The sequence below is a fragment of the Proteiniphilum propionicum genome (assembly GCF_022267555.1).
GTDB lineage: Bacteria > Bacteroidota > Bacteroidia > Bacteroidales > Dysgonomonadaceae > Proteiniphilum > Proteiniphilum propionicum.
In genome coordinates this window covers 3,534,694-3,555,860 of record NZ_CP073586.1, presented here as the reverse complement: position 1 = coordinate 3,555,860, position 21,167 = coordinate 3,534,694, and the positions used below count along the sequence as shown (strand labels likewise).

Genomic DNA, 21,167 nt, shown 5'->3' with positions numbered 1-21,167 from the left:
AATTTAAATTCATGAATCCCATTTAAAAATGTCTGAAATCAGAGTTTTTGGATGCTTAATATACTCATATCAATAGCTGTTTCGTAGGAAAATGACTTTTTCAAATATGTTCAAAAAAATAATCACATGAAAAGATACTTCTTAATACTTTTATTCTGTTTGATTGTCTCTTTATGCTCTTTATCACAGGTGGAAAATTTAAGATTCAGTGGTGGTGAGTTTAAAATTTTGCAAATAACCGATACCCATTGGATAGAGGGTGAGCGCTATAAATCAGCGAATGATAGTACTTATAATTTGATTCGTGAAATGATTCATATAGAGCATCCCGACCTGGTTGTACTTACAGGTGATATTGTAGTTGGAATTCCAGCCCTTTCTGGGTGGGAAAAACTGTCTGGGCTGTTCTCTGAAGAAAAAACGCCATTTGCTGTTGCTTTTGGTAACCATGATGGGGAGACAGATGTTAGTAAAACCGAAATTCTGGAATATTTGCGAACTAACCCGTATAACCTTACTTATGATGCCCGGAAAGGCACCCTGCCAGGTGTTGGAAACTGTACTCTCCCTGTTTTATCCTCAGACGGGACAACAGAAAAATGGATTTTGTATTTATTTGACTCTCATAATATAACTGACGATCGCTCTTTTGGTTATTACGATTGGATTAAACATGATCAAATTGATTGGTACAGGAATAGCAGTGATTATTTTACTGCTCATAATAAACGAAAATTACCTTCGCTGGCATTCTTTCATATTCCTTTGCCCGAATATGAAACGGCAAGATGGGTGTGCCGTGAATTCGGTGAGAGGCAGGAAGGAGTTTGCGCTCCCGGGTTGAATACGGGCCTTTTTTCATCGTTCATTGAAAAAAGAGATGTTATAGGTGTTTTTGCAGGGCATGATCATAATAACGATTACATGATTGATCTGGATGGCAATATAGCCCTTGCTTACGGTCGTAAAACGGGATATCCTTCCGCCTACAACGAAACACTTGACAGAGGTGTGCGTATAATTAATTTATATGAAGATGAGGCTGGTTTTGACACCTATACAAGAGATTTAAATGGAACTTATTTCCATTATAAGTTTGAACAGAAGAATAAAGGTTCCAATACGCCTCGTTTCAACGGGACTTTTATTCAAGAGTTCTTAGTTGCCGGGTGGAATGACGAACGTTGGGATCAGGAAATGGCAATGCTGAATGAAGCGGGCATCACATATTTAATATATGCACCAGCTCTTTTGACAAACGAGAAAGGAAGAGCAACCGCTTACTATCCTTCTCCTTTAGTAAAGAAAAATGCGCAAAAAGACAGGATTGAGAGATGTTTACGTAGTGCTCAAAAGTATGGTATAAAAGTATTCATCGGGATTAATTTTAATGAAAGATGGTGGAAAACCGATTATGACTCTGAATGGCTGTTTAATCAGATGGAGGCCGGCAATAAAGTTGCAGATGAATTAGTTGCTTTGTACAAAGAGAAATATAACAGAACCATGTATGGCTGGTATTGGGTTTGGGAGGTTGATAACCTGAACTGTATGACATCCGAATGTCAGGATGCTCTTGCCAAGGCATTGAATATTAACCTTGATCACCTAACTGAAATTACTCCTGACATGCCATTTATGATGTCTCCGTTCATGAATTATCGGGTCGGGGGAAATGCTCAGGAATATGCCGTAATGTGGGAGAATGTTTTTGCCCAAACTCATTTCAGAATAGGAGATATTTTTGCTCCTCAAGATTGTATTGGTGCAGGAGGGCTTACTTTGGATAATTTACGAGAATGGTTTTCAAAGTTGAAACAGGCTGTCAACAGCAAACCTGGATTAAAATTCTGGGGAAATGTTGAAACGTTTGATCAGCGTTTTTGGACAAGCGCTCCTATGGCTCGTGTCCAAAAACAATTGGAGATTGTAAACGGATATGTAGGCAATATTATCTGTTTTGCGTATAGTCATTATAATAGTCCTTTTGTAGTAAATAAAGAATATCATGATCTCTATTTGCAGTACTGTAAAACAGGAGAGTTACCTAAGATACCTCTTCCTAAAAAGGTTATAAATGCAAGCATCACCAAATCCCCGACTGGAACTGAAATTAAATGGGCACCTCAGGGTTTTGCTGCAACAGACGGATATAATATATATAAAGATGGAATACTTATATATAAGCTTCAGTTGCGTAATGGTAAATTTCAAACAAATTTTTCAGATAAGGACGGTAGTGTAAATAATGTGTATGAAATTTCAGCTTACAACGTTATGGGTGAGGAGTCTGAGAAAACGAAAGCAGAGTTGAAGTAAAAAATCGGAGTAAAGTGCAGTCTGGAAAAGATTTCTGACTGTTACGGCATTGATAGGGATCTGTTTTTGCGAGTAAAATATTTAAATATATCTATTGAAAAATTAATTTATGAAAAGATTGTGTAATTATTTGTCAGGAGTCGTAATGATACTGCTAATAGTATCAATGACTATTCCTAATAATTTGCTGGCTGAAAATATGGAGCAGTTTCAGTCTGGCAGAATCGAAGGAATTGTAATGGATGAATTGGGCGAGCCTATGACCGGTGTAACAGTACGTGTGAAAAACATGAATTTGGGTACTGTTACAGATGTCAAGGGGCATTACTCAATTAACGCGAATGAGAACGCTACTTTGGTTTTTTCTTTTGTTGGTTACAGAACTCAAGAGATTTTAGTAAGAAATAGAAGCATTATTAATGTTATTATGCAGGAAGACACTCAATTGCTTGAGGAGATGGTCGTAATTGGATATGGCAGTGTTAGAAAGAGGGACTTGACTGGTGCTGTATCTTCTCTGGCAGGTGATGCCCTGTTAAAAACCAATCCGGTAAGTGTTAATCAGGGTTTACAGGGAAAGCTGGCCGGTGTCAATGTTTCTCAGGCTGATGGAGCACCGGGAGCAGGGATCAATATTCAAATTCGCGGAGCTAACTCATTTACAACAAGCACGGAGCCGTTGTATATTATTGACGGAATGCCATTCTCTGTTGGGGAAGCACCGGCAACTGACTATGGTACGAAACAGAAAAACAACCCTTTAAGCATGATCAGCCCACAGGATATACAATCTATTGAGGTCTTAAAAGATGCATCAGCCACAGCCATTTATGGTTCACGTGCAGCAAATGGAGTAGTTATTATTACTACCAAATCAGGGAAAGAGGGGAAAGCAAGAGTACAGTTCAGTTCAAACTTAAGTATATCTAATCCGGTTAAAACAATTGACGTTTTAAGTGCGGCAGAATATGCTGAGTTTCGTAATGAGCTGGTAACTAATGGATATATGTATGATGGAAAAGAGTACGTGGATCCCTCTCAGTTGCCTTATCCTCTTCCTGGCCGCTGGAGTGAAACAATAGAGAAAGATCCCGAAACGGGAGAAGAAGTGGTTGTTAAAAGAGAATATTTACCAAGTCCTGATGATTTCAGAACAGGTTTTCTGCTTAACGATCAGATGTTTTACGGGACCAACTGGCAAGATGAAATATTCCATACAGCTATAAGTAAAGAGTACAATCTTACTGTATCCGGAGGTGACAAAAACGGCTCTTACATGTATTCAGGTGGATACTTGGACAATCAGGGCGTTATTGTAAATTCATATTACAAGCGTTATTCAGTACGTGCAAATAATACTCGTAAGGTCAACGATTTACTGGAAATTGGAGCTAACATTAGTTTCACAAGTTCCGATAACAGGTTGGCACGAACAAACAGTGAGAATTATGGTGTAATTGCTTCTGCAATATCTTTCAATCCAACACGTCCGGTATTTGACCCAAGCAAGGACTCCGGATTTTCTGAAGATTTCTCGTCGGGATTGGCTAATCCGTACCTTACTGTCCATACCGAAAAGAACTTACTGGAATCTGTTTCTGCTTTTACTTCAGGATTTGGTGAGCTTACATTTACTGATTGGTTGAAGTTCCGTCAAAATTTTGGTTATAGTTATAGCTTTAATGAACGTAATCAGTACTATAATCGCTGGACAGGTTCGGGACAATATCCAACAAACGGCTATGGAGTTAAATCAGATAATGCATACGAAAGTTTAACGACCGAATCTTTACTTAATTACGATAAAAAATTTGGTATTCATGCTGTAAATGCTGTTTTAGGTTTGACTTATGAAAAAGTTATGTGGAAAAATAAATCTATGAATGCTAAGAACTTTCCTTCTGATGATACTGAAGATAACGACATTAATGCAGCTATCGGAGCAAAAGAGATCAGTAGTGGAAAAGGACAATCTCAGTTGATGTCTTATCTGTTCCGTACAAATTATAATCTCATGGATCGGTATTTGTTGACATTTTCAATGCGTCGTGACGGCTCCAGCCGACTTTCTTCACTAAATCGCTGGAACAACTTCTATTCTGGGGCCATTGCATGGCGTTTGTCGGACGAAGAGCTCATTAAATCACTGAACTTTTTTGATAACTTGAAATTACGGTTTAGTGCGGGACAGACCGGTAATCAGGGCGTAAACGCATATGCAACCCGTTCTCGATTCGTATCCTCTAACTATCCATTTGATGGCACTTTTACAAGCGGCATGGCTGAAGATCGCTGGGGAGGCCCTGCTGCACCCGATTTGAAGTGGGAGACGACAATACAGTATGATTTAGGTTTAGACGCTGCTTTTTTTAATAACCGTGTAAATCTGGTCTTTGATGTTTATTACAAAAAGACTTCGGATCTGTTACAGTACAAGTTGATCCCAATGAGTTCAGGATTCGCGGAAATTGCTTCCAACTACGGTTCAGTAATTAATAAAGGGTTGGAAATAAGCGGAAATTTCATTCCGGTAAAAACAAAAGATTTTATTTGGAGATTTGATGCAAATATCTCTTTTAACAAAAATAGGGTAGAGGGATTAAATGCAGATCAGTTCTCTGATGTTGCCTGGGGTATTGAAAGCATGTTTTTAAGAAGGAATGGATATCCTATTGGAACACTGTATGGTTATGTTGAAGATGGCTTCTATGATAATGAAGCAGAAGTGAGAGCCGACAGATATTATACTAATGAAAGTGCATCGAAAGTTAAAAGTATGGTTGGACAGGTCAAATACAAAAACATGGATGATGATCCCGTTATCGATGATCGTGATAAGACAATTATTGGAAACACCAATCCTGACTACCAATACGGTATAACCAATACTTTAATTTATAAAGATTTTACTTTTAGCTTCTTTTTACAAGGGACACATGGGAATGATATCCTTAATGTTAATTTAAAGAGTTTTGAGATGGCAGGCAGTAATAATATGCCGAAGTTTGTTTGGGATAATCGCTGGACAGCAGATAACAGAGCAAATGCTTTGTGGCCACGTTCAGACGGAACCTATACGCGATCAATGAAGCCTTCTGACCGCTATGTGGTAGACGGTTCTTACTTGAGGTGTAAGAATGTCAGCCTAAGTTACAGGTGGACGCCTCCCTTCAAATATATTGAATCCATTAACTTTGTTTCCAGTGTAACAAATTTGTTTACTATCAGTTCATATGATTGGTATGATCCTGATGTTAACACTTTCGGCAGTGATGCGTCACGCAGAGGAGTGGACCTGGCATCCTACCCAAGTGCACGCACATTTAATTTTGGTATTCAATTAGCATTTTAAAAAGTAAAAATATGAAACTCTCAAAATTATTAGCTGTATATGCTATAAGTTTATTTATATTAGGGGCGTGTTCCTTAGATGAAAAGACCTTTACTTTTGTTTCAGGTGAAGATGTTGCAGCTGCACGTAGCTATGATCAATTGGTTGCGGGAGCTTACCTCACTTTGGACTTTCCTTTCGAATGGGGTAATTACCATAATTTGGTTAACTTTGATTGTGATTACCAAACAGGCCCTACTTGGGCATTTGGTGAGATTGGTGCCGGGAACTTTTATGATTCAGGCTCTGCCAATAATTTTTTCAAATACTACAGTCAATCTATTCACCGAGCTAATTATCATTATTATTTGGTAAGCCTTATAAATGGCATTCCTGAAAAAACAAAAAACAATGCTTTGGGTGAGCTCCGTTTTTTAAAGGCATGGTCACAATTTCAACTGGTTCAGTTTTATGGGCCAATACCACTGTTTAAAACATCTATTGGAGAAGGTAATGTACCTGAACTACCCAGGTCTTCGGTTAAAGAGGTTTATGAACACATTATCGAAACTTTAAAAGAGGCTGAGACTCTTTTGATCCCTCGCACTGATTCTGAATATAAAAAAGGACATGTGTGTCGCGGTACAGCTAAAGCATTATTAGCCAAAGTTTATGCAACCATAGGTTCTGCTTCAATGAAAAGCGGTAATATTATTGTGAAAGGAGGGCCTGGTTCAGTAACCAATCCTGATGGAACTAAGTCTCGTCTTATGCCACAAGCTATTACACACAAGAAAGACCTGGTTTCAGGATATGAAGTTTTTGACTCCAAAGAGTATTATCGTTTGGCGAGAGAGAAAGCATTGGAAGTTATTAACGATAATGAGTTCCAGCTGGCAGTTTCACAAAGTCAATTATGGAGTCCTGAATATAAAAATGGCCCTGAATTTCAATTCTGTCTGCAAACTATTAAAGAAGGGACACTCTATTATAATTACATAACATCAGATTATTGGGGATACCCGAGAGCAAATGAAAATAATGTTTGGAGTAGTGGATATTATATTCAGAGAGATCATTGGTTGCAAACTTTTGATGACTGGGATGATGACCGTATTAACTGGGGAATCATGCACCGTGTCCCTCTTTCATATAACCAGGAGACCGGGAAAATGACATATTGCTTTTATCCTGAGCGAGATAGCGTGTACGTAAAAAAAGGTGAAAAAGGATATAGCCCTACCGATATTGTGCGGTACGATGCACATCTGTATGGATCAAAACTGAGGAAGTTTACGGCTGTAACTACCCCTATCGATGGTAATAGAACAGATTTCAACTGGCCATATATGCGTTACGCTGAAACATTGCTAATCTTTGCCGAAGCAGATAATGAAGTAAATAACGGCCCTTCTGCAGAGGCTTTGAATATAATAAGTCAATTAAACACACGTAATAATAGTTCAACAGTTATCGACAGGAATAAAAAACAACCATTTACTCTGGAATCTTTTCGTTCCTATATACTGGAAGAACGGGCAAAGGAGTTAGCTGCCGAAGGCCATCGCAGAACAGACCTTATACGTTGGGGTATCTACTTGCAGGTTATGAATGCTATTGGAACAACCGACGAAAATGGAGTTATCAAGAGGCGTGAACAGAAACATCTGTTGATTCCGTTACCACCAAATGAGGTAAACGCAAATCCTTATATCGAAACCAATAATCCGGGATGGTGATTATATTTATTAACGACAAAAGCGAATAGTTATGAAAAAAAATATTTACGCCAAGAGTTTATCATGGTTAATTGGAGCATTATTATCTGTTTTAACAATTGCCTCTTGCTCAGTTGATAGCGAAAAAGTAGATTTAATTTCATTATCAAAGATAACCACGATAAAAGATTTAAGTACTACTATCACAAAGGCTGCATTAGGCGATTTTATTGCGATTCATGGTACAGGCCTTGACATAGATAACATTGATTCAATTTTGATTAATGACGTGAGAGTAGATATGCTGGAAGTATATACTGAAAATGACATACTTTATATGAAAATTCCGGTAAAACTTCCTGTAATTGAAACAAATAAAATCTATGTCTACAATAAGTTGGGTATTCAGGAGATTCCGTTTCAGGCACTTGCGCCTGATCTTAAACTAGACCGTATGTTCAATGAATATACAAAGCCTGGTGATACAATTATGATTTACGGTGATTTCTTCTCTTTGTATGAGATTAATTCAATAAACGCTGTTGTGGATTTTAATGGAAAAACAAGTAAGGTAATTTCTTCAGCCAATAATTATTTAACAGCTCAGGTACCTAAAGATGTGGATAAGAACATTAAAGTAAAAGTTAAAGGTCTGAAGTATAATGTTGAGGCTGTTTGCCCGGGACGTTATTATGACAGGGAGTGTATGATAATGGATTTTGATGAATTAATGCCAAGCAATCCAGTTAATGTTGTTACTGATCCGGCAGATAAACAACGTTTGAGTGGAAATTTTCTGCGCATTGACCATACTTCAGCATACTCGGGCTGGTGGTATATTGCAGAGAAGGGTGGTGTACCTTACACTGATGATATGCTTGACAATTATCAGAATTATGTGATAAAATGTGAATTCAGAACAGCTAACCAGTTTATTGAAGGTAGAATCAGAATTCTCAGCTATCTGTTCTGGGACGCAGCTCCAATGGAATGGAAGCCTACAGATTTCACTATTCAAAACTTCAATAGATGGGAAACCATTACCTTACCTTTTGTTGTAAACCGGTCGAGTACATACAAGGACAACTATTACTACCATTCTTTTAATATGCGTCTAGAGATTGATCCGAATATTGCTCGTAATTTTTCTTTTGATAATATTCGCGTATTTAAAAAGGGTGATTAATTTTATTCTTAATTTGTTTGTGGTCTCAAGATTTAGTTGTTATTACAATACATTGAGTCCGCTCCGAAAAGTCGGAGTGATAATTTAGTTTAAAATTTTTTGTACAATAAATTTTATAAATCAGGTAAATTTCACCTGAAAAGTTCTTTGAAATATTTGCGTATATAGCTATTATTCACTACCTTAGTAGGGCTTAAAACTGTATAATATGTTCAAAAAATCGGACGAAAACCCTCAATTGGGCATTTTTTCATCACCGACGGAGTACTTCAGAGACTCTAAGAAGAAAGAATACCTAAAAAATGACTCCTGGCATAACCGGTTCCGAAACCATGTTGTAATGCGTGTGGATGAGTCTATTTTCAGACCACTTTATTCTAATGGAACGGGGGCTCCTAATGCCTCTATCCGTATTTTGGTCGGTATGATGATCCTCAAGGAAGGCCAGGGATGGAGCGACGCACAATTGTTTGAGAACTGCGCATACAATTTACTTGTTCGCAGTGCTCTGGGTCTGATGTCGTTAGAGGACGCTGAGCCTGTTTCATCCACTTACTACCTTTTCCGTCGCAATCTGGTTGACTATGCAAGGGAACACGGCGAAGACCTGTTCAAAAAGTGCCAGGGGCAAATCACCCGTGACCAGCTATTGGAGTTTGAGGTGAGCGGCAAGCAGGTGCGCATGGACAGTAAACTGGTCGGCAGCAATATCGCCTGGTACTCCCGTTACGAGTTGATTCATGAAACCCTGCGTCTGTTTATCAATGAAAGGGAGGAACATATCTTCAATAAGAGCCTGTCCAAAGAGATGTTTTCCCTTATCGAAAGCATACAGGGTGAAACGGGCAACAAGGTGGTGTACCGCAGTACAAAGGCCGAGGTTGATGCCAGGTTCGTTGAACTGGGCAAACTGATGTACCGTTTTATAGGGCTCTTCAAGAAGCATGACTATGGTCATTACCAGACCCTTAAAGCGGTTTTCGAACAACAATACTCGGTTGGCAGGGACAAAACTGTCGTTCCTCTGGAAAAGGAGAAAGTCAGCGCCAAATCCATACAGTCACCCCATGACACCGACTGCCATTACCGTGACAAAGACGGCAACAAGGTCAAAGGGTATTCGGTGAACGTCACCGAGACATGCGACCAACCGGGAGATGACAAAGATACGGCATTGAACCTGATAACCGATACCGAGGTAACGGTGGCATCGGCTCCGGACAACGGCTTCCTTGAACAAGCCCTGGATCGGACACAGGAAATAATATCCGACAAAATAGAGAAAGTATATGCCGACGGGGCTTACCACAGTGCTGATAATCAGGAGTATTGCCAAAGCGATAAAAAATGGCATCGAGCTGATACTCACAGGCATGCAAGGCCCCGCACCGAGATATGACATCCGTTTGGACGAACAGAATGAAATCAATTTAATAGTAACCGACAACAAAACAGGAACAACAATACAGGCACAACGGGTAAAACTCCGCAAAGACAAAACACAGAGGAAATGGAGGATCAAGACTGAAGAAGGAAAATACCGCTACTTCGATGAGGATAACCTCAGGGCTGCCGCTCTGAGGAAGAAATTGGACGATATCCCGATAGATGAAAAAAATATCAGGAACAATGTCGAAGCAAGCATTTTCCAGTTAGGATACCATTACCCGAATGACAAGAGCCGTTACAGGTCACTTGCCAAGCACAAACTATGGGCATACTCCCGCTCGTTGTGGATAAACTTCGTCAGGATAGTGAATTATATGACGCGAATAAGTCAAAGAGCGCTTTTTTGGCAAAAACTGCCACAATATATAATTAATTTATGTTTCAATATGTATATTATTGTAAACATACTTTCAATTAATAAAAACAATCACATTTGTCCGGTTAAACTTCATTTTTCAGCAATTTGAAAAAATGGGGTTTTCAGAGCAGACTCATACATTTGAAAGTTAAATAATTAACAGATATCCTATGACAATCTATTCACGAAGAAAATTTTTAAAAACAGCTGCGGCAGGCGCCGCCGGGCTGACTATCGTACCTAACAGCATATTAGGTAAATCATTCGGGCATATGGCTCCCAGCGACAAGCTCAACATCGCGGGCGTTGGCGTTGGCGGGATGGGACGCCGCAACCTGGCGAACATGAAGACGGAGAACATCGTTGCCCTTTGCGACGTGGACTGGAAATATGCCGCAAAGACATTCAGCGATTATCCCAAGGCCAGGCAGTTTAAAGACTGGCGGGAGATGTTCGACAAAATGGGTAACACCATAGATGCAATCATGGTGGCAACGCCCGATCACACACACGCGGGAGTGGCTGCTCATGCCATCACTTCAGGGAAACACACCTACGTGCAAAAACCGCTGACACACAGCGTGTATGAATCCAGGCTGCTTACCAGGCTGGCAAAAAAGCACAAGGTTGCCACCCAGATGGGTAACCAGGGCAACTCGTTCGACTGGTGCCGGCAAGTGGCAGAGTGGGTCGAGTCGGGCGTCATTGGCGACGTCTACGAGGCTCACTGCTGGACAGACCGCCCAATATGGCCGCAAGGGCTGGCCGAACCAAAGGGGGGTGTTCCCGTTCCTGCGACCCTCGACTGGGATTTGTTCATCGGGCCGGCCGCAAAACGGCCTTACGACCCGGCATACACGCCATGGAACTGGCGCGGTTTCTGGGATTTCGGTACAGGCGCCCTGGGTGATATGGCCTGTCACATCATGGACCCGCTATACTGGGCATTGGATTTGAAGTATCCAGTTAGCGTTGAGGCCAGCTCAACACTCTCAAACCTTTATTCACCGCCACAGGCTCAAAAAGTCACTTATAAGTTCCCGGCACGGCCACCTAAGGGAAAAGTAGAAATGCCCGAATTAACTGTTTACTGGTACGATGGCGGGTTGGTTCCCGACCGTCCGGAAGAATTGAAAGATGGCGAAATGATGGGGGATGAAAACGGAGGTATCATCTTAGTGGGAACAAAGGGGAAAATAATGACAGGATGTTACGGTATGAATCCGACGCTCCTGCCCACATCCCTGATGGCAGACTTTAAACAGCCCGAGCCCACTATTCCCAGGGTCAAGGGGGGAAACGGAAATATTTGGGCTACCGATGCCCACGAACAGGACTGGATAAGGGCATGCAAGGAGCCCGCCAATAGCAGGAGGGAGTCTTCGTCCAACTTCCAGTTCTCGGGACCTTTCAACGAGATGGTAGTGATGGGTGTCCTGGCAACCAGGCTCTCCGGATTACACGGGTTGCACCGGGAATTAAAGTGGGACGGTGAAAATATGAAGTTCACAAACATTTCCCCTACGGACAAGATAAAGATTGTAACGGTGGATGAGTACGCGGTGATAGACGGGGATCCGAAGTTCGACCGCCGGTTTGCCGAATTCAACGCCCTGGAGATGGCAAACGAGTGGATAAGGCATACATACCAAAACGGCTTCACGCTGCCACTGATGCCTGAAATTTAAATCCGGACCAATTCAAGGGGGAGGGGCTGAAAACCCGGCCCCCCTGTTTTACTTTGAAAATAAAAATAATCGTATGAAACGGGCATGTGAATCGTTTCCACTCAAGAACATGATAACATGCGAGCTACATACATCATAAAAGAAAAATAAAATAATCACATGAAAATCAATAGACTACTGTTTCTTCTTTTCACTTGCGGGCTGCTGGCCTGCACCGGTTCAATGAAAACAAAAGCGCAACCCGAAACAAAAGCCGAAAAACAGGGATGGAAACTATCAATGCAATCCTATACCTTTCATCTGTTTTCGGTAACGGAATCACTCGACAAGACGAAAGAACTGGGATTGCATTATATTGAGATCTATCCCGGGCAAAAAGATGGGAGAGGGCTTCGGGGACGCCGTTTTCGGTTATAACCTGACAACCGTTGAGCAAGACCGGCTGAAAGAGCTGGCAAAGGAGAAAGGGGTGAAAATTGTATCTTCGGGGGTATGGACACCCGCACGCGACGAATGGGAAAAGGTGTTCGAGTTCGCAAAAGGCATGGAGATGGAGTTTATCAGTGCCGAGCCGGCGCGTGAGGACTGGGATATAGTGGAGAGCCTGGCAAAAAAGCAGGGGATAAAGGTAGCCTGCCACAACCATCCAAACGAGGCTTCATACTGGAAGCCGGAAATACTGCTGGAGTACATCGGGCAAAGGGATGGATTGCTGGGATCGAGCGCCGATGTTGGCCACTTCAAGCGAATGGGGATTGAGCCGGTACCTGCTTTACGGGAACTGCAGGGGAGGCTTGTTGCCATGCATTTCAAAGATATAGCCCCACAAGGTGCAGAGGGCACGCTTGAAGATGTTGTCTGGGGAACCGGGATCCTGAACGTGAAAGCAATGATGGAGGAGCTCAAACGACAAAATTTCAAGGGATACTTCACCATAGAGTACGAGGCTAACTGGGAAAATAACCTGCCCGAGATAAAAGAATCGATTGATTATTTTAATGAAATAGCCGAAGAGATATTACAGTGAAGATAAAATATATTCGATTATTTATCAGTAAACTAAATAATATTATTATGCAACAATTTTACAAGCTAGTCATAGCCGGTTTCACAGGAGTAGTAGCCTTTGTTTTATTCTGCATGTCAGCTGGCTGTGATTCGAAGAAAAACGATAATCTTAAGTTGAATGAATCGGCAATTAGCAAGGCTGATTTGTTTGACAAAATAAAAGGAGGATGGGCAGGACAAGTAATAGGATGTACGTACGGAGGGCCTACCGAATTTATATGGAATGGTACTATGATAGACGACCATGTGCCAATCCCATGGGATGATATGCGTATGTTGTGGTATTTTGAAAATTTTCCTGGTTTATATGACGATATATACATGGACTTGACTTTTGTTGATGTTTTCCAAAAACATGGTTTAGATGCACCTGACTCACTGCATGCAATTGCATTTGCAAATGCTGAATATCCGCTATGGCATGCCAATCAGGCGGCACGTTATAATATCCTTAACGGCATAATGCCTCCAGCTTCGGGTTATTGGAAAAATAATCCACATGCAGATGATATCGACTTTCAGATTGAAGCCGACTTTGCAGGATTAATGTCGCCGGGAATGATTAATTCAGCTGTTGAAATATGTAACAAAATCGGGCGGATTATGAATTATGGAGATGGATTGTTTGGAGGAATGTTTGTAGCATCAATGTATTCTTTGGCTTTTGTATATAATGATATTGAGTTTATTGTTGAAGAAGCTTTGAAGGTTATCCCCGAAGAGAGCGACTTCTTTCACTGTATCTCCGATGTTATTCAAAGGTACAAACAAAAGCCGGACGATTGGAAGTATGCCTGGTTTGAAGCGCAGAAAAAATGGACCCATGATAAAGGTTGTCCCGACGGAGTATTTGCGCCTCTTAATATTGATGCAAAAATCAACGCTGCATATATTGTAATCGGATTACTTTACGGGAAAGGTAATTATGGTGCAACAATAGATATCAGCACAAGGTGCGGCTACGACTCGGATTGTAATCCTGCGAATGCCGCCGGAATACTGGGGACTATGATAGGGTACAGCAATATACCTGATTATTGGAAACAAGGTCTTGAGAAGGTTGAAAAAATTAATTTCCAGTATACTGAAATGTCTCTAAAAAAAGTATATGATATAGGTTTTCAGCATGCCGTTGATATGATCAGGAGAAATGGAGGAAGGGAGAATGACGATTCACTGGTTATTAAATACCAGGTTCCACAGACAGTTCCAATGGAAGCTAGTTTTGAAGGATTATTCCCATCAGAGCGCAGAAGTGTGAACAAAAGAATAAGTGAAAAAGAAAAAGAGGCTACTGTTAGTTTCAACGGTTCCGGGTTTGTTTTAACCGGATATGCTTTTGCAGAAAACGGACATGGTGATGAAGTTTTGGAGGTTGATCTTTATATCGATGATAACCTAATTGAGACTATAAAGATGCCAACACAAACACTGTTGAAGCGTACTGAGGTAGCGTGGAATTATAATCTTCTGGAAGGAGATCATAATATTACTTTAAAAAGCCGGAATATACCTGGCAATTATCACATAGATGTTTTAAACCTTATTATATATTCTTGTAAAGAACCACAGGTAAAAGTGTATTATTAGGCTGTCTATGATATCGCAAATAATTATGAAACGATCATGAAAATCAGTTGCGTTCAAGTAAATGATTATTGCGAGTTTCATGCACCATAAATGAAAAATAAAATAATGGTATGAAGAAAATAATGATTATAGGGAGTGCTAATATTGATTACATATTGAAGATGAATGAGTTCCCTGTACCGGGAGAGACTGTTGAAGCTTCAGCGTTCATGCAGGCAATGGGGGGCAAGGGTGCGAATCAGGCTTTAGCAGCACATAAACTGGGCGGGGATGTAATATTTGTAACATCGCTGGGATCCGATTCAGCAGGAAAAAATTTATTGAAATATTATAAGGAGCAAAGCTTAAAAGTAGTTCCAATGATTGCCGAAGGTACACCAACAGGTAGTGCAATGATCTGGGTAAACAAAAATGGGGAAAACTGTATTGTAATTAATCCCGGGGCAAATAGGATGTTTACATCTGAACTGGTTTTCAAGCCAGATATTGAGACTGCTATCAGAAAGGTAGATATAGTATTATTGCAAATGGAAATTCCATATGAAACTGTTAAAACTATATGTGAAGTTGCATTTAAACATGGGAAAAAAATTATACTGAATGTTGCTCCTGCAAGGTCGCTAGATCGAAATATTATTGATAAAATAGATATTCTGGTAGTAAATGAAGTTGAGGCAGAAACTATATCGGGTATAAAGGTTGATGGAGAAAATATTGAAATCGTTCTGGATAAATTGTTGAATATGGGTGTAAAAAATGTGATCATGACTCTGGGAGACAGAGGGTCCATTTTAAAAAATGGCAATGTTTATAAGCATATACCGGCATATAGAGTTAATACTGTTGATACTACTGCAGCAGGTGATACATTTTGTGGTGCATTTGCTGCTGAGTTAGCAAGAGAAAACAATTGGGAAGATGCTCTTACATTTGCGACTGCCGCTTCAGCTATTTGTGTCACAAGAATGGGTGCACAACCCTCAATTCCGACCGAATCAGAAGTGCGTAATTTTTTAAATAACAACAAATTATATAAAAATAACTAATATGTTTATCGTAAACAGCTATTTATTGGCAGTTGTCCTTTGCTTTGTGACAATGCTTTGTTGGGGTTCCTGGGGGAACACACAAAAACTGGCGGCAAAAACCTGGAGGTACGAGCTTTTTTACTGGGATTACGTGATAGGGATTTTGTTGTTTTCAATTATTCTGGGATTCACATTAGGAAGCATCGGGGAGCAGGGGAGAGGATTTACTGATGATCTGATGCAAGTTAATTCAAGAAACTTCTGGAGCGCATTTACAGGAGGAATAATCTTTAATGCATCAAATATTTTACTCTCTTCTGCAATCTCATATGCTGGTATGTCAGTAGCTTTCCCCATAGGGGTTGGCCTGGCGTTGACACTGGGTGTGTTTATAAATTATTTCAGTACTCCAAAGGGTGATCCTGTAATTCTCTTTGCCGGAGTTGCATTTATCATTGCTGCTATTATTTTTAATGGAATTGCTTCGGGTAAGATGATAAAGGGAGAAAGTGAGAACAGTACAAAGAAAAAAGGAATAATAATTGCAATTTTCGCAGGTATACTGATGTCTTTCTTCTATAGGTTTGTGGCATCTGCAATGGATCTGGAAAACATGGCATCCCCTGCTACTGGTATGTTGACTCCATATGCGGCATTTTTTATCTTTGCACTCGGAATATTTGCAAGTAATTTTATTTTTAATACCTGGATCATGAAGAAACCCTTTATAGGTGAACCTTTGTCGTATAAGCAATATTTTGCAGGGAATCCAGAAACTCATTTTGTGGGTATCCTGGGTGGCCTTATCTGGGGTATAGGTACGGCATCCAGCTATATAGCCGCGGGCACAGCAGGTGCTGCTATTTCATATGCATTGGGTCAAACTGCTCCAATGGTGGCCGCACTCTGGGGGTTATTAATCTGGAAAGAATTCAGAGGTGCCCCGAAAAAAGTTAATCAATTGTTGACATTGATGTTCTTGTTTTTTGTTACAGGTTTAATATTTATAATTTATTCAGGAGGTAATTAATCCTCTATTTCACTACTGGAAACCGTTTTCGGTAGTGAAATATATTGTGATTTATTTATTAATGCTAAACCCGAGCCTCTTTTTTGTTTTTTTGCAATTGTTTCCTATCTTTGGTGAAAATCGTTTGAAAAAATCTAAACCCGGAAAATTATGAACTTACTTGAACAACTGAAAACATTCACCAAAGTGGTTGCCGATACTGGAGATTTTGCTTCTATTGAAGCTTACACACCTATAGATGCAACCACCAACCCATCGTTAATCTATGCGGCTTCGCAAGATGAAAAATACAAAAACCTGATTGAAAATGCTATTGGTTTTGCCAAACAGTCATCGTCTGAGAAAACCACTCAGCTACAGAAGGCGATGGACAAGCTGGCCGTAAATTTCGGACTGGAGATTTTGAAAATAGTTCCGGGGCGTGTATCTACCGAAGTGGATGCCCGCCTTTCGTTCGACACCGCCGCTACTGTCAAAAAAGCACGGGAACTGATTGCTCTTTATGAAGAGGCCGGTATTTCGCGCGAAAGGATATTAATAAAGGTAGCCTCTACATGGGAAGGGATTAAAGCAGCCGAAATACTTGAAAGGGAAAGTATTCACTGTAACCTCACACTTCTTTTCTCTCAAGCACAGGCTATAGCTTGTGCCGAAGCGGGGGTGCGGCTGATTTCACCGTTTGTGGGGAGGATTCTCGATTGGCATTTAAAGAACCGTGGCGTATCAGTAATACCCGCACAGGAAGACCCGGGTGTCCTTTCGGTGACCGGTATATTTAACTATTACAAGAAGTTTGGCTATCCAACTCAGGTCATGGGTGCCAGTTTCAGGAATATTGGAGAGATATGCGAACTGGCAGGATGCGATCTTCTCACCATCTCTCCCAAGCTTTTGAATGAGCTGGAACAGACTGAGGGTATATTAACAAAAAAACTTGACTCCAAAGCGGCCTGTGAAATGAACATGGAAAAAATATCACTTGATGAAAAAACTTTCCGCTGGATGATGAATGAAGATGCTATGGCTACCGAAAAACTGGCCGAAGGCATTCGTAATTTCACCAAAGATCTGCTGAAGCTGGAGAATCAGATTGCAGCTAAGCTGTAATAAGAATTTGAGCTACATATCACTGAACTAAAGCTGCTCCTCAGCTTCTTCTTTTGTCAGGTCAAGTTTTTCATCGTCCTTTCCTCTGTCGAAAAACATTTTGCGGAGCGGGTTTTTGCGCGCTTCATCATAGGCTTTTCTGTTTCTGAAGATGTCAATACCCATAAATATAGCCTGCCTGAACGACTCATCCGAAGCCAGGTTCTTTCCTGCAATATCGTAAGCCGTACCGTGGTCGGGAGAGGTCCTTACAATGGGTAATCCTGCTGTGAAATTAACTCCTGAATCCATAGACAGCGTTTTGAAAGGAATCAGACCCTGGTCATGATACATTGCTAGTATGGCATCAAAATCTTTAAAATGGCCGGTTCCAAAAAAACCGTCTGAGGCAAATGGCCCCGCACATAGTATTTTGTTGTCTTGCGCTTCTTTCACAACTGGTGAAATGATCTCTGACTCTTCCTTTCCCAGTAATCCGTTTTCACCGGCATGAGGATTCAGCCCCAGTACGGCGATACGTGGATTCTCTATTCTGAAATCCCGTTTCAAAGAGAGATCAAGGGTTTTCAGCTTCTCCATTATCAGCTCTTTTGAGAGTTTTGACGAAACCTCTGAAAGAGGTATATGGGTGGTTACCAGTGCCACACGCAAATTTTCTGTTGCCATGATCATCAGGGCTTTCTCTCCATTTCCTGAAAACCTCTCCTGCAGAAACTCCGTATGGCCGGGAAAATGGAAACGTTCGTTTTGGATTGTATCTTTATTGATGGGCAGAGTAATCAGCAGGTCTATTTTATTTGCTGCAAGATCACGGACAGCATGGTCTAATGCCATGTATGCTGATTCTCCGGCTTCTATGCTTGCTTTGCCCAATTCAATCTTTATCTCCTCCTTTACACAGTTAACAAGATTGATTTTTCCCTCCTGAGATTCCTCGACTCTGGAAATTATATGAAAATTCACGGAGTTGCTGTTCAGGGCCTTACGATGGTACGAGGCCGATTTAGATGACCCGTATATCACGGGATGGAACAACTCAAGCATCCTCGCATCAGAAAAAGCTTTTAACAGGATTTCATATCCAATACCATTGACATCACCATGTGTGATACCTATTTTTATTAATTCTGACATCTTTATTTTTGACTGACTTATTGTTATGATCTTTTTTTTACTTCGGGTATGCTGATGGTGTAAAGTGTGGATTCCAGATTGCGCATAAGGTTGCGCTTTGTTGTTTCGGGTGCGTAGATGAATGTTTCCACAACCACTACCATGCCGCTGTTTTCATTTACAAATGCCTGCATCACGAAGGGGCCGCCCATCATATCGGTAGTCATCTCCCACAATCCGCGCAGTTCGGCACGAAATATACTTTCCACTTCAATACGCCGGTAGTCGGGCATATACGAATGTATGGCAGTAGTCATCTCTGAATCGAAAGAACCTTTGATATACTCCCCCAGCACGCGATTGCGGATATTTATAAGAGAATCTTTTTCGAAGACGGCTTCCGTGGTATAAGGAAACTGGTAGATAACAATGTCCTGGCGTGACCGGGGCGCATTGTTGGTGGCCCAGTAGAAGTTTTTGTGCTCAGTTACATTCGATAAGCCTTTTGGAAAATGGATGTTTACTCCAAAAACCTGATTTATACGTGTTACCGGATCCGTCAGGTTTTTAAGATATTTGCCATTTCGCTCGAGCTCTTTTGTGACAAAGTAATCTACAATGCTTTCTTTGTTTTCGGTTACAAACTTCACAAAAGTGGCGGTGTCGGGAGCATGAATATTCATTATTACCTGTCCCACGGCATATTTGTCGATATCGGCTGTAAGTTTCGGATAGCTGTAAATGTTCGATATTTCTGGAATAATTATATTGCGTGCCATTTTAAAGGTACTACTGAAATTTTCCGGGACAATTTGCAGTATTCTGAAATTCGGTTCCGGTTGTGGTAGTGCTTTTGCATTCGAGTTGAGTACATTGAACAATGCTATTCCGGCTGTACTTTTCCAGGCAGTGTCATCGATCAGTACCATTACTTCATTAGTTGTTCCTGAAGCGGAGAAAAATCCTCCGCCGCCGTCGCACGATGTGAAAAAGAGGATGGCGGCCACGAAAGGTAGAAAAATTCTAAAATGTTTCATAAGGTGATTATTTGCCTATTATTTAACAAATATACAACTATTTGTGAGAAAATGAAATCCATCGCTTTTAATTTATGAAAAATTAGTGTTGTTCCAGTTTTGCAGTTGATAACATGCCGCAGGCTGCAAAGATATCTTCTCCTCTGGATGCACGTATGGTGCTGATGAATCCTTTAGCAGAGAGAAAGTCTCGAAACCTAATCATATTCTCTTCTGTTGAGGGCCTGAGGCTACTCATCGGGATTACATGAAACCTGATCAGGTTAATGCGGCAGTCCAGGCCTGCCAGCAGTTTGGTTAGTTCCCGTGCGTAAAGCAACGAGTCGTTCACCCCGTCAAACATGATATATTCAAAAGATAACCGTCTTTGGTGACTCCAGTCATATTTATGCAGCATTTCAATCACCGAGGTAATGGGTGCCGATTTCTCGATCGGCATAATGGTCTGTCGTTGTTCCGGAATAGGATTATGCAAACTGATGGCCAGATGGCATTTGCTTTCGTCGAGAAAACTTTTCAGGTTTGACGTTAGTCCGATGGTAGAGAGGGTGATTCGTTTTGGACTCCATGCAAGGCTGTATTCAGCCATCAGCAGTTCCGAAGCCTTATTTACCTGCTTATAGTTGTCCAGCGGCTCTCCCATACCCATAAAAACCAGGTTGGTGATCGTTTCAGAATCGGGTACCGAATATACCTGGTTAAGAATTTCCGTAGCAGTGAGGTTGTCATGGAATCCCTGTTTTCCTGTCATGCAAAAATCACAGTTCATCCGGCATCCTACTTGTGAGGAGACACAGATAGTCAGGCGGTCGGATTCAGGTATGGTGACAGTCTCGATAAACTTTCCGCTACCTGTCTTGAACAGCATTTTTCTTGTTCCATCGACAGATGTTTTCACATCGAGCGGTTCTGATCTTCCCGTGTCGAATTTCTCTGAGAGAATCTGCCTGTTCTTCAGAGAGATATTGGTCATCTCATTGATGTCCTTCACTCGCTTCAGATAGACCCAGTGGGCAATCTGTTTGGCGGTAAATTTGGGAAGGCCCAGTTCAGTAACTTTTTCCGTGATTTCGGCAAGTGTCATGCCGAGTAGATATTGTTTTTGATCCATTTGCTGCAATAGTTATTAAACTACAAAGATACGG

Annotated in this window: 16 protein-coding genes; 13 read left to right on the top strand and 3 right to left on the bottom strand. The window is 40.9% G+C overall.

The window, feature by feature from the left end; translation table 11 throughout:
- Positions 1-126 precede the first annotated feature (126 nt).
- The 13 genes from KDN43_RS14710 (at position 127) to tal (ending at position 17,872) form a co-directional block, all read left to right on the top strand.
- Entirely contained in the window at positions 127-2,319 is a 2,193-nt protein-coding gene (locus KDN43_RS14710; RefSeq protein ID WP_238867315.1) for a DUF4434 domain-containing protein, read from the top strand.
- A gap of 109 nt (positions 2,320-2,428) precedes the next feature.
- Positions 2,429-5,671 carry a SusC/RagA family TonB-linked outer membrane protein gene (locus KDN43_RS14705; protein WP_238867314.1) on the top strand — a complete coding sequence of 1,081 codons (3,243 nt, stop codon included), beginning with the start codon at positions 2,429-2,431 and terminating at the stop codon, positions 5,669-5,671.
- Between the two features lie 11 nt (positions 5,672-5,682).
- A complete protein-coding gene (locus KDN43_RS14700) occupies positions 5,683-7,389 on the top strand; it encodes a RagB/SusD family nutrient uptake outer membrane protein (protein WP_238867313.1) in 1,707 nt (568 codons plus the stop codon).
- A 31-nt stretch (positions 7,390-7,420) separates the two neighbouring features.
- Complete coding sequence (locus KDN43_RS14695; protein ID WP_238867312.1) at positions 7,421-8,554, top strand: glycan-binding surface protein; 1,134 nt, start codon at positions 7,421-7,423, stop codon at positions 8,552-8,554.
- 208 nt (positions 8,555-8,762) lie between these two features.
- Positions 8,763-9,953, top strand: a complete 1,191-nt coding sequence (locus tag KDN43_RS14690; protein ID WP_238866875.1) for a transposase — start codon at positions 8,763-8,765, stop codon at positions 9,951-9,953.
- Entirely contained in the window at positions 9,928-10,470 is a 543-nt protein-coding gene (locus KDN43_RS14685; protein WP_238866877.1) for a hypothetical protein, read from the top strand. The genes KDN43_RS14690 and KDN43_RS14685 overlap by 26 nt, the downstream gene beginning before the upstream one ends.
- 61 nt (positions 10,471-10,531) lie before the next feature.
- Positions 10,532-12,049 (top strand): Gfo/Idh/MocA family protein, encoded by a 1,518-nt coding sequence (locus tag KDN43_RS14680; protein WP_238867311.1) that lies wholly within the window; start codon positions 10,532-10,534, stop codon positions 12,047-12,049.
- Between the two features lie 159 nt (positions 12,050-12,208).
- Positions 12,209-12,466 (top strand): hypothetical protein, encoded by a 258-nt coding sequence (locus KDN43_RS14675; protein WP_238867310.1) that lies wholly within the window; start codon positions 12,209-12,211, stop codon positions 12,464-12,466.
- Positions 12,429-13,076: a sugar phosphate isomerase/epimerase family protein gene (locus KDN43_RS14670; RefSeq protein WP_238867308.1), complete on the top strand. Its 648-nt coding sequence runs from the start codon at positions 12,429-12,431 to the stop codon at positions 13,074-13,076. Before KDN43_RS14675 ends, KDN43_RS14670 begins: the two co-directional genes overlap by 38 nt.
- Before the next feature lie 47 nt (positions 13,077-13,123).
- Complete coding sequence (locus tag KDN43_RS14665) at positions 13,124-14,707, top strand: ADP-ribosylglycohydrolase family protein (protein ID WP_238867306.1); 1,584 nt, start codon at positions 13,124-13,126, stop codon at positions 14,705-14,707.
- A 110-nt stretch (positions 14,708-14,817) separates the two neighbouring features.
- On the top strand, positions 14,818-15,753 hold the full coding sequence (gene rbsK / locus KDN43_RS14660; protein WP_238867304.1) for a ribokinase: 936 nt from the start codon (positions 14,818-14,820) through the stop codon (positions 15,751-15,753).
- A gap of 1 nt (position 15,754) precedes the next feature.
- Complete coding sequence (locus tag KDN43_RS14655; RefSeq protein ID WP_238867302.1) at positions 15,755-16,765, top strand: GRP family sugar transporter; 1,011 nt, start codon at positions 15,755-15,757, stop codon at positions 16,763-16,765.
- A gap of 150 nt (positions 16,766-16,915) precedes the next feature.
- Positions 16,916-17,872 (top strand): transaldolase, encoded by a 957-nt coding sequence (gene tal, locus KDN43_RS14650; protein ID WP_238867300.1) that lies wholly within the window; start codon positions 16,916-16,918, stop codon positions 17,870-17,872.
- 27 nt (positions 17,873-17,899) lie between these two features.
- On the opposite strand, the gene pdxA is transcribed toward tal, so the two are convergent.
- The 3 genes from pdxA to rlmN form a co-directional block, all read right to left on the bottom strand.
- Positions 17,900-19,006 carry a 4-hydroxythreonine-4-phosphate dehydrogenase PdxA gene (pdxA, locus tag KDN43_RS14645; RefSeq protein WP_238867298.1) on the bottom strand — a complete coding sequence of 369 codons (1,107 nt, stop codon included), beginning with the start codon at positions 19,004-19,006 and terminating at the stop codon, positions 17,900-17,902.
- 23 nt (positions 19,007-19,029) lie between these two features.
- On the bottom strand, positions 19,030-20,022 hold the full coding sequence (locus tag KDN43_RS14640; RefSeq protein WP_238867297.1) for a DUF4837 family protein: 993 nt from the start codon (positions 20,020-20,022) through the stop codon (positions 19,030-19,032).
- Positions 20,023-20,104: 82 nt separating this feature from the next.
- Complete coding sequence (rlmN, locus tag KDN43_RS14635; RefSeq protein WP_238867295.1) at positions 20,105-21,133, bottom strand: 23S rRNA (adenine(2503)-C(2))-methyltransferase RlmN; 1,029 nt, start codon at positions 21,131-21,133, stop codon at positions 20,105-20,107.
- Positions 21,134-21,167 lie beyond the last annotated feature (34 nt).

What these genes read in the sequence shown, in the direction of transcription:
- KDN43_RS14685 (WP_238866877.1), top strand. Translation starts at nt 9,928, where the DNA reads ATGCAAGGCCCCGCACCGAGATATGACATCCGTTTGGACGAACAGAAT.
- KDN43_RS14705 (WP_238867314.1), top strand. Translation starts at nt 2,429, where the DNA reads ATGAAAAGATTGTGTAATTATTTGTCAGGAGTCGTAATGATACTGCTA.
- KDN43_RS14640 (WP_238867297.1), bottom strand. Translation starts at nt 20,022, where the DNA reads ATGAAACATTTTAGAATTTTTCTACCTTTCGTGGCCGCCATCCTCTTT.
- KDN43_RS14680 (WP_238867311.1), top strand. Translation starts at nt 10,532, where the DNA reads ATGACAATCTATTCACGAAGAAAATTTTTAAAAACAGCTGCGGCAGGC.
- KDN43_RS14655 (WP_238867302.1), top strand. Translation starts at nt 15,755, where the DNA reads ATGTTTATCGTAAACAGCTATTTATTGGCAGTTGTCCTTTGCTTTGTG.
- KDN43_RS14670 (WP_238867308.1), top strand. Translation starts at nt 12,429, where the DNA reads ATGGGAGAGGGCTTCGGGGACGCCGTTTTCGGTTATAACCTGACAACC.
- pdxA (WP_238867298.1), bottom strand. Translation starts at nt 19,006, where the DNA reads ATGTCAGAATTAATAAAAATAGGTATCACACATGGTGATGTCAATGGT.
- KDN43_RS14665 (WP_238867306.1), top strand. Translation starts at nt 13,124, where the DNA reads ATGCAACAATTTTACAAGCTAGTCATAGCCGGTTTCACAGGAGTAGTA.
- KDN43_RS14675 (WP_238867310.1), top strand. Translation starts at nt 12,209, where the DNA reads ATGAAAATCAATAGACTACTGTTTCTTCTTTTCACTTGCGGGCTGCTG.
- KDN43_RS14700 (WP_238867313.1), top strand. Translation starts at nt 5,683, where the DNA reads ATGAAACTCTCAAAATTATTAGCTGTATATGCTATAAGTTTATTTATA.
- rbsK (WP_238867304.1), top strand. Translation starts at nt 14,818, where the DNA reads ATGAAGAAAATAATGATTATAGGGAGTGCTAATATTGATTACATATTG.
- rlmN (WP_238867295.1), bottom strand. Translation starts at nt 21,133, where the DNA reads ATGGATCAAAAACAATATCTACTCGGCATGACACTTGCCGAAATCACG.
- KDN43_RS14710 (WP_238867315.1), top strand. Translation starts at nt 127, where the DNA reads ATGAAAAGATACTTCTTAATACTTTTATTCTGTTTGATTGTCTCTTTA.
- KDN43_RS14695 (WP_238867312.1), top strand. Translation starts at nt 7,421, where the DNA reads ATGAAAAAAAATATTTACGCCAAGAGTTTATCATGGTTAATTGGAGCA.
- tal (WP_238867300.1), top strand. Translation starts at nt 16,916, where the DNA reads ATGAACTTACTTGAACAACTGAAAACATTCACCAAAGTGGTTGCCGAT.
- KDN43_RS14690 (WP_238866875.1), top strand. Translation starts at nt 8,763, where the DNA reads ATGTTCAAAAAATCGGACGAAAACCCTCAATTGGGCATTTTTTCATCA.